Below are 16751 nucleotides of genomic sequence, written 5' to 3' on the forward strand. Positions count from 1 at the left end.
CAGGAGCGTTCATTTGAATCATATCCACCTTGTTAATTGATAATTAAAGATTGAAAATTGATAATTATTTCAGTGTGTTGATGATAGAGGTTATCATTGCAGCCATCGATGTGGTCGAACTGGTTATGCTCAAGATTTCTGCCAAACTTGTTTTGCGATCTTGCTGCGTTTTGGCGGGAACAACGATTTCACTGCCGGGCTCTACCTTCGGATAGTGCTTGAAGAAGATAAAACGCTTTCTGGTCGTTGCCACTTTACCATTCATATAAATTACGATCGGATATTTACGGGCAATATCGTTATAACCACCGGCTTGCGACAAACAACTTTTTACAGACATTCCATTTGTATACGTCACACTGTTCGGATAAGTTACAGCTCCACTTATCTTCACTGTACTCTGGAATTGTGGAATATAAAGTTCATCCCCGTCACGTAGCACCACATCGTGGGCACTTCCCGGATTTGTCAAAGCCTTTTCCAAATCGATACCCACTGAATAGTCTTTGATGTTTTCCAGTGACAAAGCTACCGAGTCACGGCTTTGCTTATTTGCACTCAGTTGCAGCAGAGTTTCCAGGCGGCGCATCTCATCTTCTGTCAGCTGGCGTTTCAGGCTTGCCCCTTTTACATAGGCATCGGGAGTTATTCCTCCGGCTTTGGCGATAATATCACTCAGACGGGAGTTCTTTTCGGCCAATACATAATCACCGGCAAAAGTAATTTCACCATTGACCTTTACCACCTGTTGTTCCTGATAACCCGGTGAGAAACGCACATACACTTCATCAAACGGTTCTAATGTAAAGACCGTATCGCTTTTCTTTCCATCCGTAGAGATCAAGCCTAAATTATCATTCAATTCAAAATTGAATACTTCGGCCGTACGGTTAGTGTTTTCGTAAGTTTTTGTATCCTTAATACGACGGGCTACTTCCACATTCACCGTTGCAGCCGATTCCTTCAAACCGCCAGCCATCATAATGGCATCTTCCACAGTCAGGTTATTCCGGTAAGGAAGAACTGTATCTACGTAATTTACCGCTCCGCTTACTTTGATCGTATAAGGTTCGCGAAGGTCAAACAGGGATGGAATGCTCAATTGGTCTTCCGGCTTTAGTTCCATATCGGGAGCAGCACCGTTCAGGATACCACGGATATCTACAGCTATGACAGTCGTTGTAAAATCCGGATTCAAACGGGTGATCTGAGCACGACCGGCAAACTCATCTCCTTTCAAACCGGCTGCCTGATCAACCAGTTGACGGACTGTATGTACCGCCCCATTCAACTCATATTCTCCCGGACGCCAAACGGCCCCTGTCACTGTCAGACGGTTTTCATAAAAAGGAATTACAGAATCCACCAACAAGGAATCACCATCCATCATCGCAAAAGTAGGATATTTATCTTCCGTAACAGTAGCTATCTGGTAGCGGCTACCGGCTTTTCGTTTGATACGGACATCTTTCCTGTAAGCATCCCCGGTAAAACCTCCGGCCATATTCAATAACTGTGAAAGCGTTTCCCCCTTTTTCAATTCAAAAATACGATTACGTTTTACTTTTCCCTGTACTACAGCCAGCTGGTCATAAGGAGAAACGATCACCATATCATTCTCTTCCAGACGGATATTCGTATTGTATTTGCCGTTCAACAAATAATCGTACACGTCCAATTTTGCGACTTCCTTACTATTCCGATAAACTTTGATTCCACGAAGCGAACCGATCTCATTCACTCCACCTGCCGCATACAACGCATTAAACAAGGTGGCAAACGAAGGTAATGTATAGGTTCCCGGAGCAACGACTTCACCTACTATGTTCACTTTGATACTGCGTATCTGGCTTAGACTAACAGATACAAATGTATTAGCCCCGTCCGTCTCTCCCGACAAAGTAGACATGATCCGTCCTAATTCCTGTCGGATACGGTTTTCAGCTGTTTCGATAGTCAGTCCGCTGACAGAGACCGGACCTAGATTAGGGATAAGAATTGTTCCTTCGGGAGAAACCTTCAGTTTCAGATTCAGTTCAGAATCTCCCCAGACATTGATCAGTAATTCGTCTCCTGCAGATAAAACATATCCTTTAGGAGTCGGAACATTCAGATTAGGTTCAAAGGACAGATTCTTGTTTGAAAATATTTCACGGCCAAATACGGTTCCGCTTAAATCTCCCGCCGGACGATTGGCTTCCCGCTGGGCATCCAAGGAAGGCATCTCTTTTCCTTCCGAAAGTGTAACCGTACGATCTGTTACCACAGCTTCCGATGCGGTACGTGTAGCTTGTTCCATACCGGATTGCCCCATCCGTTTATTCATCTCCCGACGGATCTGTTCATCCGTCATACCCGCGGCTTTCGCCTTATCAATCAAATCCTGGGGCACCTGTGCCGCAAGCGGAACCGACAGACACAGTATCCCCCCCAATAATACATTTCTGATTACGATATTCATATTGTTATTTGTTTTGTTGTTATTTCGATTTTAGAAAATAATTGAGTTATCTGTTTATAGTGACGGGAGTAACTAATTCCCCTCTTGAGAGGGGATAAGGGGTGTGTTAAAGCTAGTTATAGGGCTAAACAATAACACACCCCCTTCCCCCTCTCAAGAGGGGAGCTGGGTACAACCGGTCAATAATCGGATAGTTCAATTCTGATAATTTCTGAATCAAAACTTCCTAAACTCCAATCGGGCATAATCCGATTGCAGGACCAGATACTTCGATGTTAATTCTTTGACGCCGAAACGTTGTTCCGTCCCGTTCATGCCAAATGGCAATAAGTCTTCAACTTTACTGATTGGCATGACTACAAACAAGGAGTCTCCGGTATATTCCATATTGCCCGTTTGATTACTGACATCAACCTTCATCAAATTGATCGTGTGTAAAGCCACGCTGTAATAAGCACGTTCCGGAACTTCTTCCTCTCCCGACGCATATTCTATCTTCATAATCTGCCAGCGACCATCCAAGTCGCCATTAATCGGCATTTTTCCACAGGCACTGACTATTAGAACTAGCAAAACCGCTACTATATATCTTTTCTTCGTATTTATTAAAGTCATCATATCCATCCCGTTTTTCTGATTGTTAACATGCCACCAACACTTTTACCCAACATTCCACCTCTGTCAACACCTAGCGATCCTGTAAAGTCCCAGCCTTTTAACTGATGTGGCGTATAAGTTAATTCTACTAACGCATTGCCATTCTTTTTGATCTCATAAAATGGTACGCCATAAGTACCCCAATTATGGGTTACTGATAAAAGGACACGATATTGCAGATCGGCACAAGGAGTTCCCATGATCCCGAAATGATGTCCTTGCAGGCGATTGCTTTTAAAGACTATTTCTCCGTCGTTATTATAGATCGGAGACATGACGAGTGGGTTTCCGATCCCCATTCCCCAATGCTGCCAACCGGTATAAATACCATGATTATAATAATTATCGGCTCCACTTACCTGTTCCGGTATTTCCGGTGTATGATCCCAATAAACAGGACCTGTCTGATCCTTTGTTGAAATATATTCGTAAACGAAACTACCGATCACCGGATTCTTCGGAAAAGTAATTTCCGCTCCAGCCAGGCAATCCTTCCAACCATATTCTCCGAACATCTGCGAATGATCTTCAAAATAATGTTCGTAATAAGGACGGATTGTCCAATCTTTAGGAGCATACCAGGTTAAAGAAAAATTCCAACTGCCTAAATGATTTCCATAAATATTCGTTTGTTCCCCCATTGGCGTATCACTACTCCCCCCACTCGGAATAAACACTTTAAAGAAATCTTTTATCCCATTCGGCATATCGGTCTTCTTGTCCTCAACAAAAGCATTTCCTCCGAATTGAGCAGCCATCTCAAGACCTCCTTCAAAGATCAAAGGAAACTTCTCCCGGTTACCGATCTTCACATACAAATTCTTGGAATGATACAGCACATGCTCTGTATGTTTACCTCCCGGCTTAATAAAATCTTTTTGCCAACCGTCATCCGTAAACATACCATAAGCGATATGTCCTTTGAAAGCCAACCAACCTTTTGTTCCCGGAACAAGCGTATATTCAGGAATACCGATACGAACCTGCGGAATCGGACGGGCATTTCCCGAGAATGTCAGTCCACCGCTACTCAGTAACGGATTATTGAACTCGCTATGCCGCTCCTTACTTCCGAAACTCAATCCCAGGCAACGATATTTCAGATCCGCATACAATTGTTGCACCACGAAAGTCGATGTAAAATTGTAAGCCACAGCCAGATCCGCTCCCAAAGCATACGAGAAGCGTTTATCGTTTTCCAACTCCCGGAAGACACCTGCACGCAGATACCCGTTATTCTTTTCGATAGAGGACAATCCCTGCTTGTTTGCTGTCAGCCAGAAAGGATTATGTTCGCCTCCGCTGAAACTGACACCGGTCTCCGCCCGAAAACTTAGCCCTTTCGTAAACTGAGCATAAGAGGTTAAAGGAAGCATACATATACTCCCAAAAAGGATTAAGTTAGATATAATTTTCATTTTTTTATGTAATACGAGAAGCTGATTTATCAATATCACCATTTTTCAGTCTTTCATTTTTGAGCCAGTACCCGAGGGCTTATCTCCGAACACATCAGAATACGTATCCGCGAATCAACCAACCTGCGGTATTCCTCTTCCACCTCCTCCGGGGTGAAATATACCGGACAGAGGTACATGAAGGTCGCATAAATGCGGTCGAGCGTTTCGAGTGTCAACGTGCCGTCCGGATGGTGATGGTCCAGTTTCGAAAGCGTGCGGCGGTCGATATGCAGACATTCAGACAATTGCCTGAATGATAGTAATCTCCACCTTCTTTGTATCTGCCAAACTTCATCAGAAGCAATCATAATCCATTTATTAGAACCTACGTCGGAAAATTGCCGGGACATTTCGTTTCCACTGAGGGCATCTCCCCATGAAACGGCCCGAAAACAAAAGAAACCTTAATTTATGCTACTATATCCTATATTTGGTACATTCATCCATGTACCATGCTAAAAAATAAGAACCATATCTTTAGCACAAGTATAAAAGGGCATGCCTCTCATACACAGTTTTCTCTGTTTTTATTTTTTAATTAAACAAATTGTTGTTAACATGATTCAAAACACTATTCCATTCCAGCCAAGCCGTTTCGCCTCATTGCGGGCGACAACACCGGTTCCTGTTTCATGGGAAACGATTGTCAACGAACTGACAGGGCCGTTTCATAAAGCGCAAACCGAACTGTATCGGCAGACAATTGCCCGTTTGCACCAAGCGGAACAAGACAACGATAATTTGCTTCTCCCGAAGCTGAAAGCAGAAAAAGAACAAATCAAACAGACCCAACCTGCCTTTATCGCTTCGGTCTCGCTCACAGGCGGACGTACCTCCGCACACGTTACCGGTTATTCCGGGTTCATCATGGTCGACATCGATGACATCCCACCTGGGCAATTCACCGAAATACTTGTCCGGATCAAAGCCGATCCTCATACCTTCCTCGCCCATACCACAATCTCCGGTGTCGGTATCCGGGTATTCGTCCGGATGGAAAATGCGGCCACAAAGCATGATTTCCTGCTTGCCTGGAAGGCTGTCAATGAATATTACGCCGGCCTGAGTGGTATCGGATATGACTTCAAATGCAAAAATCCGACCCGCATGTCTGTCATCTGCCATGATCCCGATACTCTCTACCGCCCCGACGCGCTCTGTTTCCCATTGCCGGACGAACAGACAGGCAAGCAGACAAGTAAGGTGGAAAAACGCGGCCGCAAACCCTCCGTTTCCCGGGCAGCCCTGACCGTGCGCCGCCTCGTTGAACAGGAAGGAATCGCCTACGAAGCACACAGTCACAACGATTACATCTGCCGCTGCCTCTACTGGATGAACCGGTTCGGCATCCCGGAAAAGGAGGCTACTGCATGGGCACTCGATACGTTTGCCGATTACGATGCGGCCTCCGTCCGCTCTACTGCAAAAAGCTGCTATGCATTGACAGCCGAACATGCCACACAAAAGCTCCGCAAGTTCGAACAGACGGTAGCCGGTGGCACAACCCGCGCACGAGGTTGTGCTTCGGTCGAGGAGATGGAGCGTTTCATTGACGGTTACATGGAAATCCGTCGCAACCGACTCACCCAACAGGCGGAAATACGCCTGCAAGGCAGCAGTGAATGGCAACGCATGACCGACACCATAGAAAATTCCCTTTGGCGAGCCATGCAAAAAGAGGGTATCAATGCAGACCTTTCCCGCCTGCACACCCTGTTGACCAGCGACTTCGTGCCCGAATACCATCCGTTGACAGACTATCTCAATACCCTCCCGCCCTGGGACGGTACGAGCGACCCGATCGGCAAACTCGCCGCAATGGTGCATACCACAGACAACTCCCCTGAAAAATTCGCTTCCTACTTCCGCCGATGGCTTGTGGGGATGTTGGCGGGAGCACTGGACGAACGGACTGTCAACCATGTCATCTTCGTGCTGATCGGCCGCCAGGGAAGCTACAAAACCTCTTTCATGCAAAACCTGCTCCCACCCTGCCTCCGGCGTTACTTCACAACGAAGACCAACAGCCAGCGGCTTGGCAAAGACGACCTGCTGACCCTTTCGGAATTCCTCCTGGTTAATTTCGAAGAGATCGACACCATGCGCCCAACGGAATTGAACCAACTCAAAGCAATGACCACCGCACTCTACATCGACGAACGACTTCCTTACGGCCGCAACAAAGTACGGTTGCCACACGTCGCCTCCTTCTGCGCTACCGGCAACAACCCGCTCTTCCTCACCGACGATACCGGAAACCGCCGATGGCTTGTTTTTGAAGTGGCAGACATCGACAGTCCCTGGGAACATCCGATCGACCACGATGCCGTCTATGCGCAAGCAAAAGCCTTGCTCGACAGCGGTTTCCGCTACTGGTTCCAAGGCGAAGAGATCGACGAACTCAACCGCCGAAACCGGCGTTTTGAAACACCCAACCCTGCCAGGGAATTGATCCTTGCTTTTTATCGGAAACCTTACGGGTTGGAAAAAGGGCGTTACATCACAGCCAGCCAGATTGTCGCCCGCTTTGGCAACAGCATACGGCTGACAACCGGACAAGTGGGACGCATCATGAAAGAGCTTGGTTTTGAAAACTTGCATACCCGCAACGGAAATTTCTGGCTGGTCGCAGAGCGGACTACCGACGAGATCACCACCATCTTGCCCGAACCGCAAGAGGAGGAAAAAAACGGGGGCTGACCATCGACCGCTGTGAAGGATGTGAAGGATTTTACCCCCTGTTTGTAAACTATGCGGGAAAATAAATAAATACCGCCCTCTCTTTAAAGAGACCCCGTTATTTATTTGTATTCCCGGAAAGTTTACAAAACAGCCCTCACTGACTTCACATCCTTCACAACATCCGGCCATCAGATTTTCAAATATTAATTTTCTATGATCAATTATCAATTCAATTATGATCTCTTATCCTCTCAAAAAATCAGACCTCGCCAGTCTCTACTTCCCTGAGCTGGCACCTCACCAGGCATGCAATCGCCTGCGCCGTTGGATCATCCGTTGTAAAGAATTGCATGAAGAACTGCTTCTGAGCGGCTATTCGCCCACCCAGCGTTTCTTTACACCCCGACAGGTCCGGCTGATCATCCGTTACCTCGGAGAACCCGGCTGAAAATGAATCCATGAATGGGCATCCTATGAGGCCAAGAATACCCATCCTAAGAAGCTTACAATGCCCACTGTAAGAGGCTAAGGATGGGCATTCTAAAAAACAAAGGATGCCCACCGACAGATGCATGAAAAAAAGCGGATGGATTTCCCTCCCTGCCGCATCATCCGGCATCACAGCCACCGGCCCCTTGCCGTATATTTGCATTGTAAACATTGTTAAACTATTAAATATCAAAACGTATGCCGCAAGCTTTTTTAGTTCGCAAGTATACTATTCCGGGGGAAGAACCACGGAAAGAAGTATTCAAACCTGCCCCGTTTTATTACGGGACACTATCGACCCGTGATGCCGCCGAGCAAATTGCAGAAGAATCGTCGCTCACCAAAGGGGATGTGCTAAACGTCCTGGACCGTTATCAACGCTATGTCATTCAAAACCTTCAAAAAGGTTACAAAGTTGAACTGCTTGGATTCGGAACGGTCTACAACCGTTTGATCACAGGGAAAGGCGTTGAAAAGGCCGAAGAGGTGAAAGCAACACAAATCAGAAGCATCGTCCCCGGTTTTACTCCTTCGTACACGATCCTCAACGGTACCCGCCGTTATTCACTCTTAGGTGAAAAAACTACCTTAGTAAAGGTGAACATCAACGGGACTCAAGTTCCTGAGGAAGAAGGAGGAGGTAGTGACAGACCGGAAATCGAATAATTCATTAAATTTATAAACACATGCAACAAACCATTGAAGCCAATCCGGCACCGGAAAACCCCAAACACAAAATCTGGGGTATCGTGTTAAAGGTGATCGCCACCGTAGTAGCCACCCTTTTAGGAGCCTTGGGACTCCAGTCTTGCTTGTAGCCATGGTTCCTATCTGCGAAACCGTCCTGCAGGGCGAGATCGAACTCATGCGCCATGCCACTGATAGTGTCCGCTTTATCGTGGTCCACTGTTCCGCCACCCGTTGCAATCGGCCTTATACAGCCGAACAGTTGGAACGCGACCACCGGAGCAGAGGTTTTCGCACGACCGGTTATCATTTTTACATCCGTACCGACGGAACCACCACCCACCCTCGCCTACTTGGTGAGGTGGGTGCCCATGTAAAAGGCCTGAACCATTGTTCCATCGGTATCTGCTACGAGGGCGGGCTCGACCCCGACGGGCATCCTGCCGATACCCGTACGCCCCGCCAACGCGAACGGCTGGAAGAATTGCTAACGATCCTCCGCCAACTCTACCCGCAAGCCCTCATCACCGGCCATAACCACCTCACCCCACATGCACCCAAGGCATGTCCTTGTTTTGATGCCGAATGGGAGTACAGATGGATCTGACGGTGTCTTACAGGCACGCAAACGACATGAAAACCAATCAAAATACATCATGTTGTTTGCGTGCTTATCGAACTATTTTAAAAATCGTAAGAACTATCAACTTAAAGTACTCAAACAATGTAGGATGATTAATATATCTCATATTGAGTTCAATTTTCGCTGGCATAATATCCTCAACATAAGTTTTGTCGGGATTTGAGGACTGGCCCAGTAACCTATTTTCATCCATATACACTATAGATGCATAATCTGTAATACCCGGCCTGACTGCCAACACACACCGTTGTTCAGCCGTGTACATATCCACATACTTACGCACCTCGGGCCGAGGACCTACCAAACTCATATCCCCTTTGAGTACATTGATCAATTGAGGAAACTCATCCAATTTATACTTACGGATATAATAGCCAGACCGTGTAACCCGTGGATCACGCCCTCCTACCGTAATAAGTCCCTTCTTATCAGAACCTACACGCATACTTCGAAATTTAAGCAACTGAAAATCCCGGTCGTTACGTCCTACACGAATCTGCCTATAAAAAACAGGTCCGGTAGAATCACACTTAATCCAAATTGCCAGAATAACAAACAAAGGACTTAGCAAGATAAGACCTATCCCACTGGCTACAAAATCAAAAAAACGTTTCAAATCGATTGATTATTTTATTGGGTAATAATATCAACAAAATTAGAGATCACATATTCTACGTCCTCATCCGTAAGACTGGTATGCAAAGGAAGAGTAATCTCGTTATGGTATTGGTTGTAAGCATTCGGATAATCTACGATATCAAAACCTAAATTTTTATAGGCCGTCATCATCGGTAAAGGTTTATAATGTACGTTACAAGCGATCCCACGTTCAGCCATCCGCTCTATCACAGCATTTCGATATTCCACATCCTCACCAAGCAAACGTACAAGATACAAATGCCCACTCGAAGAATGGTCATCACCAAAATGATCCAAGACCTGCACATCGCACCCCTTCAGTCCTTCATTATACCTCTCAATAATCTGACGACGACGATACAACATTTCCGGATAACGCTTCAACTGCGCTAGACCAATACCCGCCATCACATCCGTCATATTACACTTATAATATGGAGCGACAATATCATACTCCCATGCCCCCAACCTCGTTTTAGCAAGTGCGTCCTTGTTCTGCCCATGAAGGGAAAGCAATTGAAACTGTTTATAAAGAGACTCGTTGTCAACCCCATCATGATTTCTCCAAGTCAACGCACCTCCCTCTGCTGTCGTAAGGTTTTTCACTGCATGGAAGGAAAACGAAGTAAAATCAGCGATCTCACCACACATCTTTCCATGCCATTTGGCACCAAAAGCATGAGCGGCATCCGCAAGTACGATAACCCGACCGTATGCCTTCTGGATATCGTTCGCTGGCGAAAACAAATGTTTCTTGCTCTCTACGACAGCGAATATTTTATCATAATCACAAACCACACCCGCAAGATCAACAGGCAAAACAACCTTTGTCCTCTCCGTAATCGCATCTGCCAACTTATCATAATCCATCTCAAACGAATTAGGAGCGGTATCTACCATGACAACCTTTGCCCCCACATGACATGTTACACTTGCAGTAGCGGTATACGTATAAGCGGGAATAATCACCTCATCTCCTGGGCCAACGCCCAAAACACGCAATATCAACTCCATACAAGCCGTAGCCGAATTCAAGCATACAGCTTGATCCGTCTGACAGCACATGGCAATTAATCTCTCAAATTCTTTTGTCTTAGGCCCCGTAGTAATCCAACCGGAACGAAGAGCCTCGGCAACCTCATTGATCTCTGCCTCTGACATATCGGGAGGCGAAAAAGGTATCTTCTTCATAAAATATAACAACACTATAAAATAACACAAATAGTACCTAAACCTTTTGTTAGATATAATTTTATTCTCTTAACAACTTCTGAAATACCCACCCTCTTACACTGTTTGGCATCAACACTTTCACTGTGAAATGGACTGTCATATTAAATAAGTATCGAGGAAAACTGATAATTCTATGTTTATAACGCAACTTCTGTAAACCAGCTTCACTCCTGAAGTATTTCCAACCACCACGTCTAGCATACTGTCCTTCGCCCGAACGCATATATACAAGTACTCTATCTAAATTATTGAATTTGCATCCCACTAGATACATTCTCAACCACAAATAAGAATCTTCGTTTAAATACCAATCCTGATAGTTACCAGCTCGCAACACTTCCGACTTTCGGAACATCACCGCAGGATGATTAACTACATCGCGTTTCTTAATATATTGCATACATGTCTCACTACCTATGGGAACTGTACGCTTACCGATAACATTTTCAGGAGTACCAATAAAATCAACAATGTGCCCACTTGCAACACTCAACTCTAGATCTTTCTCAAACTGACAAAGCTGACATTCAAATCTGTCCGGAACAGATATATCATCTGCATCCATTCGTGCGACCAACTCATGCTTCACATGTTCCATACCATATTGCAAAGCCCTGCCGAGACCTTTATTCTCAACCTCCCAATGTACATAAACAGCCGGAATCTCCATTTCAAGTTGCTTGATAGTACTCGCCAAAGCATTAGGTACAGGTCCATCCACATAGACGAACACTTCATCCGGTTGTACCGTCTGCTTAATGGTCACACTCTCGATAGCTGTTCTAAAATCATCAGGGTTATCGTTCTTATAAACAGAAATAAGTACGCTAAATAGCTTGTTTTTCATTCTAAATAATAGAACACAAAAATTTTTCTACGCTTCAATCATTAGGCAATTGAAACTTCAAAATAAAATGCCTCTCTCTTTTTTCCACTGGAGGCAATTGCATATAATCATGATAAAGATTAGTCAAATACCGATCATAGTCAGCAGGTATATAAACGATTTCTCCTTCAAATAAAGCCTCTTTGGGAGGAAAATATACAGAAGCATCAAATATTTCTCCATTATAATATTTTCTACCAGTAGGAATACCTAGAGGGTTACCATTCTTTGAAGAAGCCACAAAACGATCAAACCAATAAACCCATTTCGCATGTGGAATAATACCAAAGATAGATCCCAGCATTTTCTTAATTTGGTATCTTCTCTTTAACGATGAATCTAGAGATACAAATTCAGACAAAGACTTACTAGGATACTGCGCATACAAAACCATAATGGATATAAACTGGATTACATTGGCAACAAAACCTTTCATGGCTTGCATAAACTTAGACTGAGGTACTGAATCTAAAGCAAATACATCAATATATAAACCCTTTGGGAAGGGGGAGTTTTCATTGAAAAGTTCTATATTAAAGGAGTTCTTTCTATATATCTTCAAGAATACTGTTTTCGCGTCAGCATCCTTATTAGGATAGTCAAACTCATATTTATCACCTAACCTCCCCTCCTTACACAGTCGAATCAATTCTTCATAATCATCACGCCTCATCATTACGTCTAAATCATCATCCCAAGGAATAAACCCCTTATGTCGAACTGCGCCCAAACAACTTCCACCACTAAGCAGTAATGTCAAGCCTGCTTCTTCACACAATTTCGCGACATCCTTATATATATCCAACAGAGCCTGCTTCATGGCACAAGATTCCGAAGGTGTCATCTCATGCAAATAGCTCGTTTTATGGGCTAACTCATTCATCAATTCACTATCTGATCTCATCCTTTACGGTCTTTTTTTTAACATCCACCACTTCTCCTGTCAAGGAAGAAAATATCGTATTCACCGACACCGACGCAACAACACTTGATTTCAACAAGGTATCTTCCGGCTCTATGCCAAAATTTCTCTCACGCATAGGAGTCTTAGTTCGCTCCGGGTTAATACAATTGATACGAATACCACTATCCTGCCATTCTTCACTCAACGCTTGTACAAAATTCACGATAGCAGCTTTAGAAGATGAATACAAGCTATAAAGTTGCCGCCCTCTCGTATAAGAACTGGAAGTAAACAGCAGTAACGCCCCTTTACTCATTTTTAAATAGGGATAAGACTCCCTTGCAACAATAACAGCTCCAAGATAATTCACATGAATACTTTTACAGATCTCCTCATAAGTCATTGTAGCCAAAGGTTCCCGATTCAAAACTCCAGCCGTATTGACAACCGCATCTATACGCCCTTCCTTATCCATGACAGTTCTCAAAGCATCAGTCACCGAAACGGGATCAGAAACATCTACTCCATTCTCTGAACGACTGAAAGAATAGATATGCGCCCCATACTGACGACAAATATGGATAATATCGAGTCCAATACCATAACTTCCACCAAAAACAACAATAACCGATGAAGGCAAAGCGGCTATAGTCTTAGGAGTTACCGTTTCGCTCTGTTGATCGATTGATTTTAGCTGAAACAACTTATCCAATAAAAACAGATCTTCTTTGTAGGTCAATTTCATATTAAACTGTTCACCTTTGACCACATACACGAACTCCTCCGGAAGATACTTATAGACAACCCCGCAATCATCTGTCGTTTGAAAATCAACATCTTTCAACGCCAGTTCATAAGCCCGCTTTATCGTAGAACGTTTAAAAGCTTGCGGAGTCTGTCCGTTACGCAAATACTCCCTAGCAGGTATTCCGGTAATATGGTCCGCCGCATCAACTTTAATGATCGTATCAGTCGTCTTGATCGCAACATCCACCGCATTATACGTTTTCAAGGCATTGATACAATCAGATATAATACGATCATTGACCAATGGACGAACCGCATCGTGGAAAATCATATTCACCTCTCCCTCATAAGCATTAATCGCCGCCAAGCTTGAATGATAACGCTCCTTACCTCCCTTAAGGATTTTCTTTATCTTGGAATATTCATTCTTCACCAAAATACTTTCCACCTCTTGCACATAATTAGGATTAGAAACCACAACAATCTCATCTATTAACGGGTGATTTTGAAAAACATCAATTGTATGTTCAATCACTTTTTTCCCCGCTAACTTCAAGAATTGCTTAGGAGTTGTATCACCCAAACGTTGACCGAAACCTCCGGCTAAAATTATAGCAATATTTTTCATTATGTATAGAATATGAATCTTTAAGATATTAAACTTTGAGCCGCTTGTATTTTATCAAAAGAAGCAGAAAAATCACGAAGTGCATCTTTCTCAATATACCTATATTCTCTATTTAAAAGAATCTCAAGGCACTCCTCGTCAGACTTAACAAGAAAACCAGTTCTACGATCCTGGATCGTTTCTTGTGTCCCCCCTTTCTTACGTCCGATTGCAGGAATACCACAAGACTGAGCCTCCAAATAAACCAAAGGAAGACATTCGTCATAATTCGACAGCAACCAAAAACAATCGGCAGCAGAATAATAAAAACTTAACTCATCTCTACTCCTTCTTCCTAAAAAAATAACAGATGTAGCTAACCCTTCTCTTTTAACCTCTTCCTTCAACGATTTCAAATAAGGGCCATCACCAATAATTATCCAGATATATCGATTATTTTTTTCTATCAAACGCTTATAAACAGATAACATCTCCGCAAGACCTTTCATCTTTTCTATCCTACTAACCGTAAGTAATATATCTTTACCAAAAGCGTCTATTTGCCTTCTAAAATCAGAAGGAATTTCCCTAAATAGTTCTTTATCTATTCCTGTATAGATTACTTGAAATTTATTTGATATGAATTGAAAATCTCCAGCAGAGATTACTTTTTGTCTATGAAAATCACTGACCGAGACAACTTTTCTACAATTCATTAAACACTTCCTATGATAATGTTTCATCCTCAAAAACACGTTATAGAAAAGATTACTCTTCAGGTCTACATTCCTATAAACCCATTCAACCTCCACACCTTGTACAATTGGCACAGTTCGAGCCAGCTGTTCTTTCGAGAAATATTTTCCTGCTATGGCAACAGAAGGACACTGATTCAACAGGATAAGATCAAAACCATCCAAATCCATATTTTTTAGGAACGTTCCATAATTATACATCCAAAAATACTCATCATATTTATTGGGTACTTGAATATATGTAAATTTAGTATTTTGGATTGGATTCTTATATTCCTTCGATAATACAGTCACTTTATAACCCAAGTCTACCAAAAGATTTGCATAATCATAAGCAACAATTATTCCTCCATCTAAATCTGGAAGAAAAGCATGGGTTATTATTAAGATATTTTTCGATATTGTATCTTTCAAAAAAACATCATTTTTCATCACGTAATACAACTTTAAAACGATTACAACAAAACTTCATCTTGAAAAAATAAACCAATTGAATACAAAATAAAATAATAAGTGGTCGATATAAGTTTGTCACTACTATTAAAGGGCTAGATCTTGGAGATATAAAAAAGGCTGGAAGCATATAAAATAGTAGATACATATATGAATATCGATTTTTACACTTACTTATAAACAACATCATTACATATATATATATATAACCTACAATCATAATCCCAAACATATGTCCTAAAACATAACACTCTGCTATTGTACTACTTCCCATACCATGTCCAGTCAAATAGTACTTAGGAGAAACCCTGTATGAAAGGTTATCAGCCCAAGAATACCCAGTCCTAACCGTTTCTAAAGTTTGTCCATTAGGTATTCCTAATCCCATTTTTTTCATCACCACATTCTCCCTAAAACTATTCGTAATAGGACCTATAAAATAAAGCCATCCATTATAAACTTCATTTTCAAATTGTATTGTTCGCCCTATAGTTTGAATAGAAGTACCTTGTTGCCAAAAAAAAGAATACAATAATTGTGTAAACAGAATTTCATTTTTTTCTTCTACACCATTAAAACCATTATTACGATAATTGCTAACAAATTGAGCAATATATATTAATCCTCCCCCTATTAAGCCAATTAATAACACCCGCTTTACATTTATTTTGATACCACGAATTACTATATATGACAAAAACATTAAAATCTGAGAAAACGTAGCTCCTCTACCACCTGTTCCTAGCATTATCAACAATGTAATAAAATAAAAACAAACAACAAAAACGTATTTTTTACCACTTGGAAATGTACTCAAATACAAATATATACCTGCAATACAAAAATCATCACAAATTCGTAAAAATGGGTTACTAACAGTTGTTTCAGATTCATTCAAATACACTGACAAATAACCATTATCAACAACATACAATACAGCCTGATACAAATAAGCCAAATAAGGCAAACAAAAAACTATAAATAAAAAAAATCCTATTTTCCGTATTTGTAGCATTAGAGAATTTTCTTTCATATCTATATCAAACCCAGACTTACCGATAAACAAATTAGAAGTCAAAAAGCCTAAAAAAGAAAATAACAGATAAAATATAATAGCGTTTAACATCTCATATTTGATAGGCAAAGAAAAAAAAGACCAATCATTAGCCCATGTTGCAACATCAAAAAAAGCATTTTCTACTTCAAAAGCATCTAAAAATATACGAGACATCATAAAAATACCAAATGTAAAAAGATAAAGAATATATGGAAAAATAATCCTCGTCTTTAAACAAAATGATATTATAATACACGCCACATATATAAAACAAGAATAATACTTCATAAACGAAACAATTATTTCATTTGGATTTTGTATCCAAATGAAATACTGAAAAAGTATTAAAAACAAGAATAAGGCAAGAAAAAATTTTATTTTTTTCATTTAA

At 42.2% G+C, this 16751-nt stretch carries 16 protein-coding genes; 5 read left to right on the forward strand and 11 right to left on the reverse strand.

Annotation, left to right across the window (positions count from 1 at the left end; all coding sequences use genetic code 11):
• Nucleotides 1–64: 64 nt before the first annotated feature.
• The 4 genes from HMPREF1535_RS20730 to HMPREF1535_RS20745 form a co-directional block, all read right to left on the reverse strand.
• Nucleotides 65–2461, reverse strand: a complete 2397-nt coding sequence (locus HMPREF1535_RS20730) for an SLBB domain-containing protein (protein ID WP_046147343.1) — start codon at nucleotides 2459–2461, stop codon at nucleotides 65–67.
• Nucleotides 2462–2677: 216 nt separating this feature from the next.
• Nucleotides 2678–3079 (reverse strand): lipocalin-like domain-containing protein, encoded by a 402-nt coding sequence (locus tag HMPREF1535_RS20735; protein ID WP_046147659.1) that lies wholly within the window; start codon nucleotides 3077–3079, stop codon nucleotides 2678–2680.
• Entirely contained in the window at nucleotides 3076–4536 is a 1461-nt protein-coding gene (locus HMPREF1535_RS20740; protein ID WP_046147344.1) for a capsule assembly Wzi family protein, read from the reverse strand. Before HMPREF1535_RS20740 ends, HMPREF1535_RS20735 begins: the two co-directional genes overlap by 4 nt.
• A gap of 53 nt (nucleotides 4537–4589) precedes the next feature.
• A complete protein-coding gene (locus HMPREF1535_RS20745; protein WP_242507811.1) occupies nucleotides 4590–4928 on the reverse strand; it encodes a hypothetical protein in 339 nt (112 codons plus the stop codon).
• A gap of 208 nt (nucleotides 4929–5136) precedes the next feature.
• On the opposite strand from HMPREF1535_RS20745, the gene HMPREF1535_RS20750 reads away from it, so the two are divergent.
• The 5 genes from HMPREF1535_RS20750 (at nucleotide 5137) to HMPREF1535_RS20765 (ending at nucleotide 9043) form a co-directional block, all read left to right on the forward strand.
• On the forward strand, nucleotides 5137–7278 hold the full coding sequence (locus tag HMPREF1535_RS20750) for a VapE domain-containing protein (protein WP_046147345.1): 2142 nt from the start codon (nucleotides 5137–5139) through the stop codon (nucleotides 7276–7278).
• A gap of 217 nt (nucleotides 7279–7495) precedes the next feature.
• Nucleotides 7496–7708: a DUF4248 domain-containing protein gene (locus HMPREF1535_RS25540; protein WP_010802796.1), complete on the forward strand. Its 213-nt coding sequence runs from the start codon at nucleotides 7496–7498 to the stop codon at nucleotides 7706–7708.
• 239 nt (nucleotides 7709–7947) lie between these two features.
• Nucleotides 7948–8415 (forward strand): HU family DNA-binding protein, encoded by a 468-nt coding sequence (locus HMPREF1535_RS20760; protein WP_007658058.1) that lies wholly within the window; start codon nucleotides 7948–7950, stop codon nucleotides 8413–8415.
• Nucleotides 8416–8435: 20 nt separating this feature from the next.
• On the forward strand, nucleotides 8436–8567 hold the full coding sequence (locus HMPREF1535_RS25880) for a smalltalk protein (RefSeq protein WP_007658059.1): 132 nt from the start codon (nucleotides 8436–8438) through the stop codon (nucleotides 8565–8567).
• 2 nt (nucleotides 8568–8569) lie between these two features.
• On the forward strand, nucleotides 8570–9043 hold the full coding sequence (locus tag HMPREF1535_RS20765; RefSeq protein ID WP_010802794.1) for an N-acetylmuramoyl-L-alanine amidase: 474 nt from the start codon (nucleotides 8570–8572) through the stop codon (nucleotides 9041–9043).
• 64 nt (nucleotides 9044–9107) lie between these two features.
• Here HMPREF1535_RS20765 and HMPREF1535_RS20770 read toward each other — a convergent pair whose 3' ends face one another.
• From HMPREF1535_RS20770 to HMPREF1535_RS20800, 7 genes are all read right to left on the reverse strand, one after another.
• Nucleotides 9108–9695, reverse strand: a complete 588-nt coding sequence (locus HMPREF1535_RS20770; RefSeq protein ID WP_046147346.1) for a sugar transferase — start codon at nucleotides 9693–9695, stop codon at nucleotides 9108–9110.
• 14 nt (nucleotides 9696–9709) lie between these two features.
• Complete coding sequence (locus tag HMPREF1535_RS20775; protein ID WP_046147661.1) at nucleotides 9710–10909, reverse strand: DegT/DnrJ/EryC1/StrS family aminotransferase; 1200 nt, start codon at nucleotides 10907–10909, stop codon at nucleotides 9710–9712.
• A 61-nt stretch (nucleotides 10910–10970) separates the two neighbouring features.
• Entirely contained in the window at nucleotides 10971–11798 is an 828-nt protein-coding gene (locus HMPREF1535_RS20780) for a glycosyltransferase (protein WP_011966605.1), read from the reverse strand.
• A gap of 34 nt (nucleotides 11799–11832) precedes the next feature.
• On the reverse strand, nucleotides 11833–12741 hold the full coding sequence (locus HMPREF1535_RS20785; RefSeq protein WP_046147347.1) for a LicD family protein: 909 nt from the start codon (nucleotides 12739–12741) through the stop codon (nucleotides 11833–11835).
• Nucleotides 12728–14116 (reverse strand): bifunctional cytidylyltransferase/SDR family oxidoreductase, encoded by a 1389-nt coding sequence (locus HMPREF1535_RS20790; RefSeq protein ID WP_046147348.1) that lies wholly within the window; start codon nucleotides 14114–14116, stop codon nucleotides 12728–12730. Before HMPREF1535_RS20790 ends, HMPREF1535_RS20785 begins: the two co-directional genes overlap by 14 nt.
• 20 nt (nucleotides 14117–14136) lie before the next feature.
• Nucleotides 14137–15282, reverse strand: a complete 1146-nt coding sequence (locus HMPREF1535_RS20795; protein WP_046147349.1) for a glycosyltransferase family 4 protein — start codon at nucleotides 15280–15282, stop codon at nucleotides 14137–14139.
• Entirely contained in the window at nucleotides 15272–16747 is a 1476-nt protein-coding gene (locus HMPREF1535_RS20800; protein WP_046147350.1) for an O-antigen polysaccharide polymerase Wzy family protein, read from the reverse strand. The genes HMPREF1535_RS20795 and HMPREF1535_RS20800 overlap by 11 nt, the downstream gene beginning before the upstream one ends.
• Nucleotides 16748–16751 lie beyond the last annotated feature (4 nt).

This window comes from Parabacteroides goldsteinii DSM 19448 = WAL 12034, assembly GCF_000969835.1.
In the GTDB taxonomy this organism is placed as follows: Bacteria; Bacteroidota; Bacteroidia; order Bacteroidales; family Tannerellaceae; genus Parabacteroides; species Parabacteroides goldsteinii.

Excerpts from the sequence above, each read along its gene's own strand:
- HMPREF1535_RS20800 (WP_046147350.1), bottom strand. The coding sequence starts at position 16,747 with ATGAAAAAAATAAAATTTTTTCTTGCCTTATTCTTGTTTTTAATACTT.
- HMPREF1535_RS20775 (WP_046147661.1), bottom strand. The coding sequence starts at position 10,909 with ATGAAGAAGATACCTTTTTCGCCTCCCGATATGTCAGAGGCAGAGATC.
- HMPREF1535_RS20730 (WP_046147343.1), bottom strand. The coding sequence starts at position 2,461 with ATGAATATCGTAATCAGAAATGTATTATTGGGGGGGATACTGTGTCTG.
- HMPREF1535_RS20785 (WP_046147347.1), bottom strand. The coding sequence starts at position 12,741 with ATGAGATCAGATAGTGAATTGATGAATGAGTTAGCCCATAAAACGAGC.
- HMPREF1535_RS20780 (WP_011966605.1), bottom strand. The coding sequence starts at position 11,798 with ATGAAAAACAAGCTATTTAGCGTACTTATTTCTGTTTATAAGAACGAT.
- HMPREF1535_RS20740 (WP_046147344.1), bottom strand. The coding sequence starts at position 4,536 with ATGAAAATTATATCTAACTTAATCCTTTTTGGGAGTATATGTATGCTT.
- HMPREF1535_RS20765 (WP_010802794.1), top strand. The coding sequence starts at position 8,570 with ATGGTTCCTATCTGCGAAACCGTCCTGCAGGGCGAGATCGAACTCATG.
- HMPREF1535_RS20735 (WP_046147659.1), bottom strand. The coding sequence starts at position 3,079 with ATGATGACTTTAATAAATACGAAGAAAAGATATATAGTAGCGGTTTTG.
- HMPREF1535_RS20750 (WP_046147345.1), top strand. The coding sequence starts at position 5,137 with ATGATTCAAAACACTATTCCATTCCAGCCAAGCCGTTTCGCCTCATTG.
- HMPREF1535_RS20790 (WP_046147348.1), bottom strand. The coding sequence starts at position 14,116 with ATGAAAAATATTGCTATAATTTTAGCCGGAGGTTTCGGTCAACGTTTG.
- HMPREF1535_RS20760 (WP_007658058.1), top strand. The coding sequence starts at position 7,948 with ATGCCGCAAGCTTTTTTAGTTCGCAAGTATACTATTCCGGGGGAAGAA.
- HMPREF1535_RS20745 (WP_242507811.1), bottom strand. The coding sequence starts at position 4,928 with ATGTCCCGGCAATTTTCCGACGTAGGTTCTAATAAATGGATTATGATT.
- HMPREF1535_RS20795 (WP_046147349.1), bottom strand. The coding sequence starts at position 15,282 with ATGAAAAATGATGTTTTTTTGAAAGATACAATATCGAAAAATATCTTA.
- HMPREF1535_RS25540 (WP_010802796.1), top strand. The coding sequence starts at position 7,496 with ATGATCTCTTATCCTCTCAAAAAATCAGACCTCGCCAGTCTCTACTTC.
- HMPREF1535_RS25880 (WP_007658059.1), top strand. The coding sequence starts at position 8,436 with ATGCAACAAACCATTGAAGCCAATCCGGCACCGGAAAACCCCAAACAC.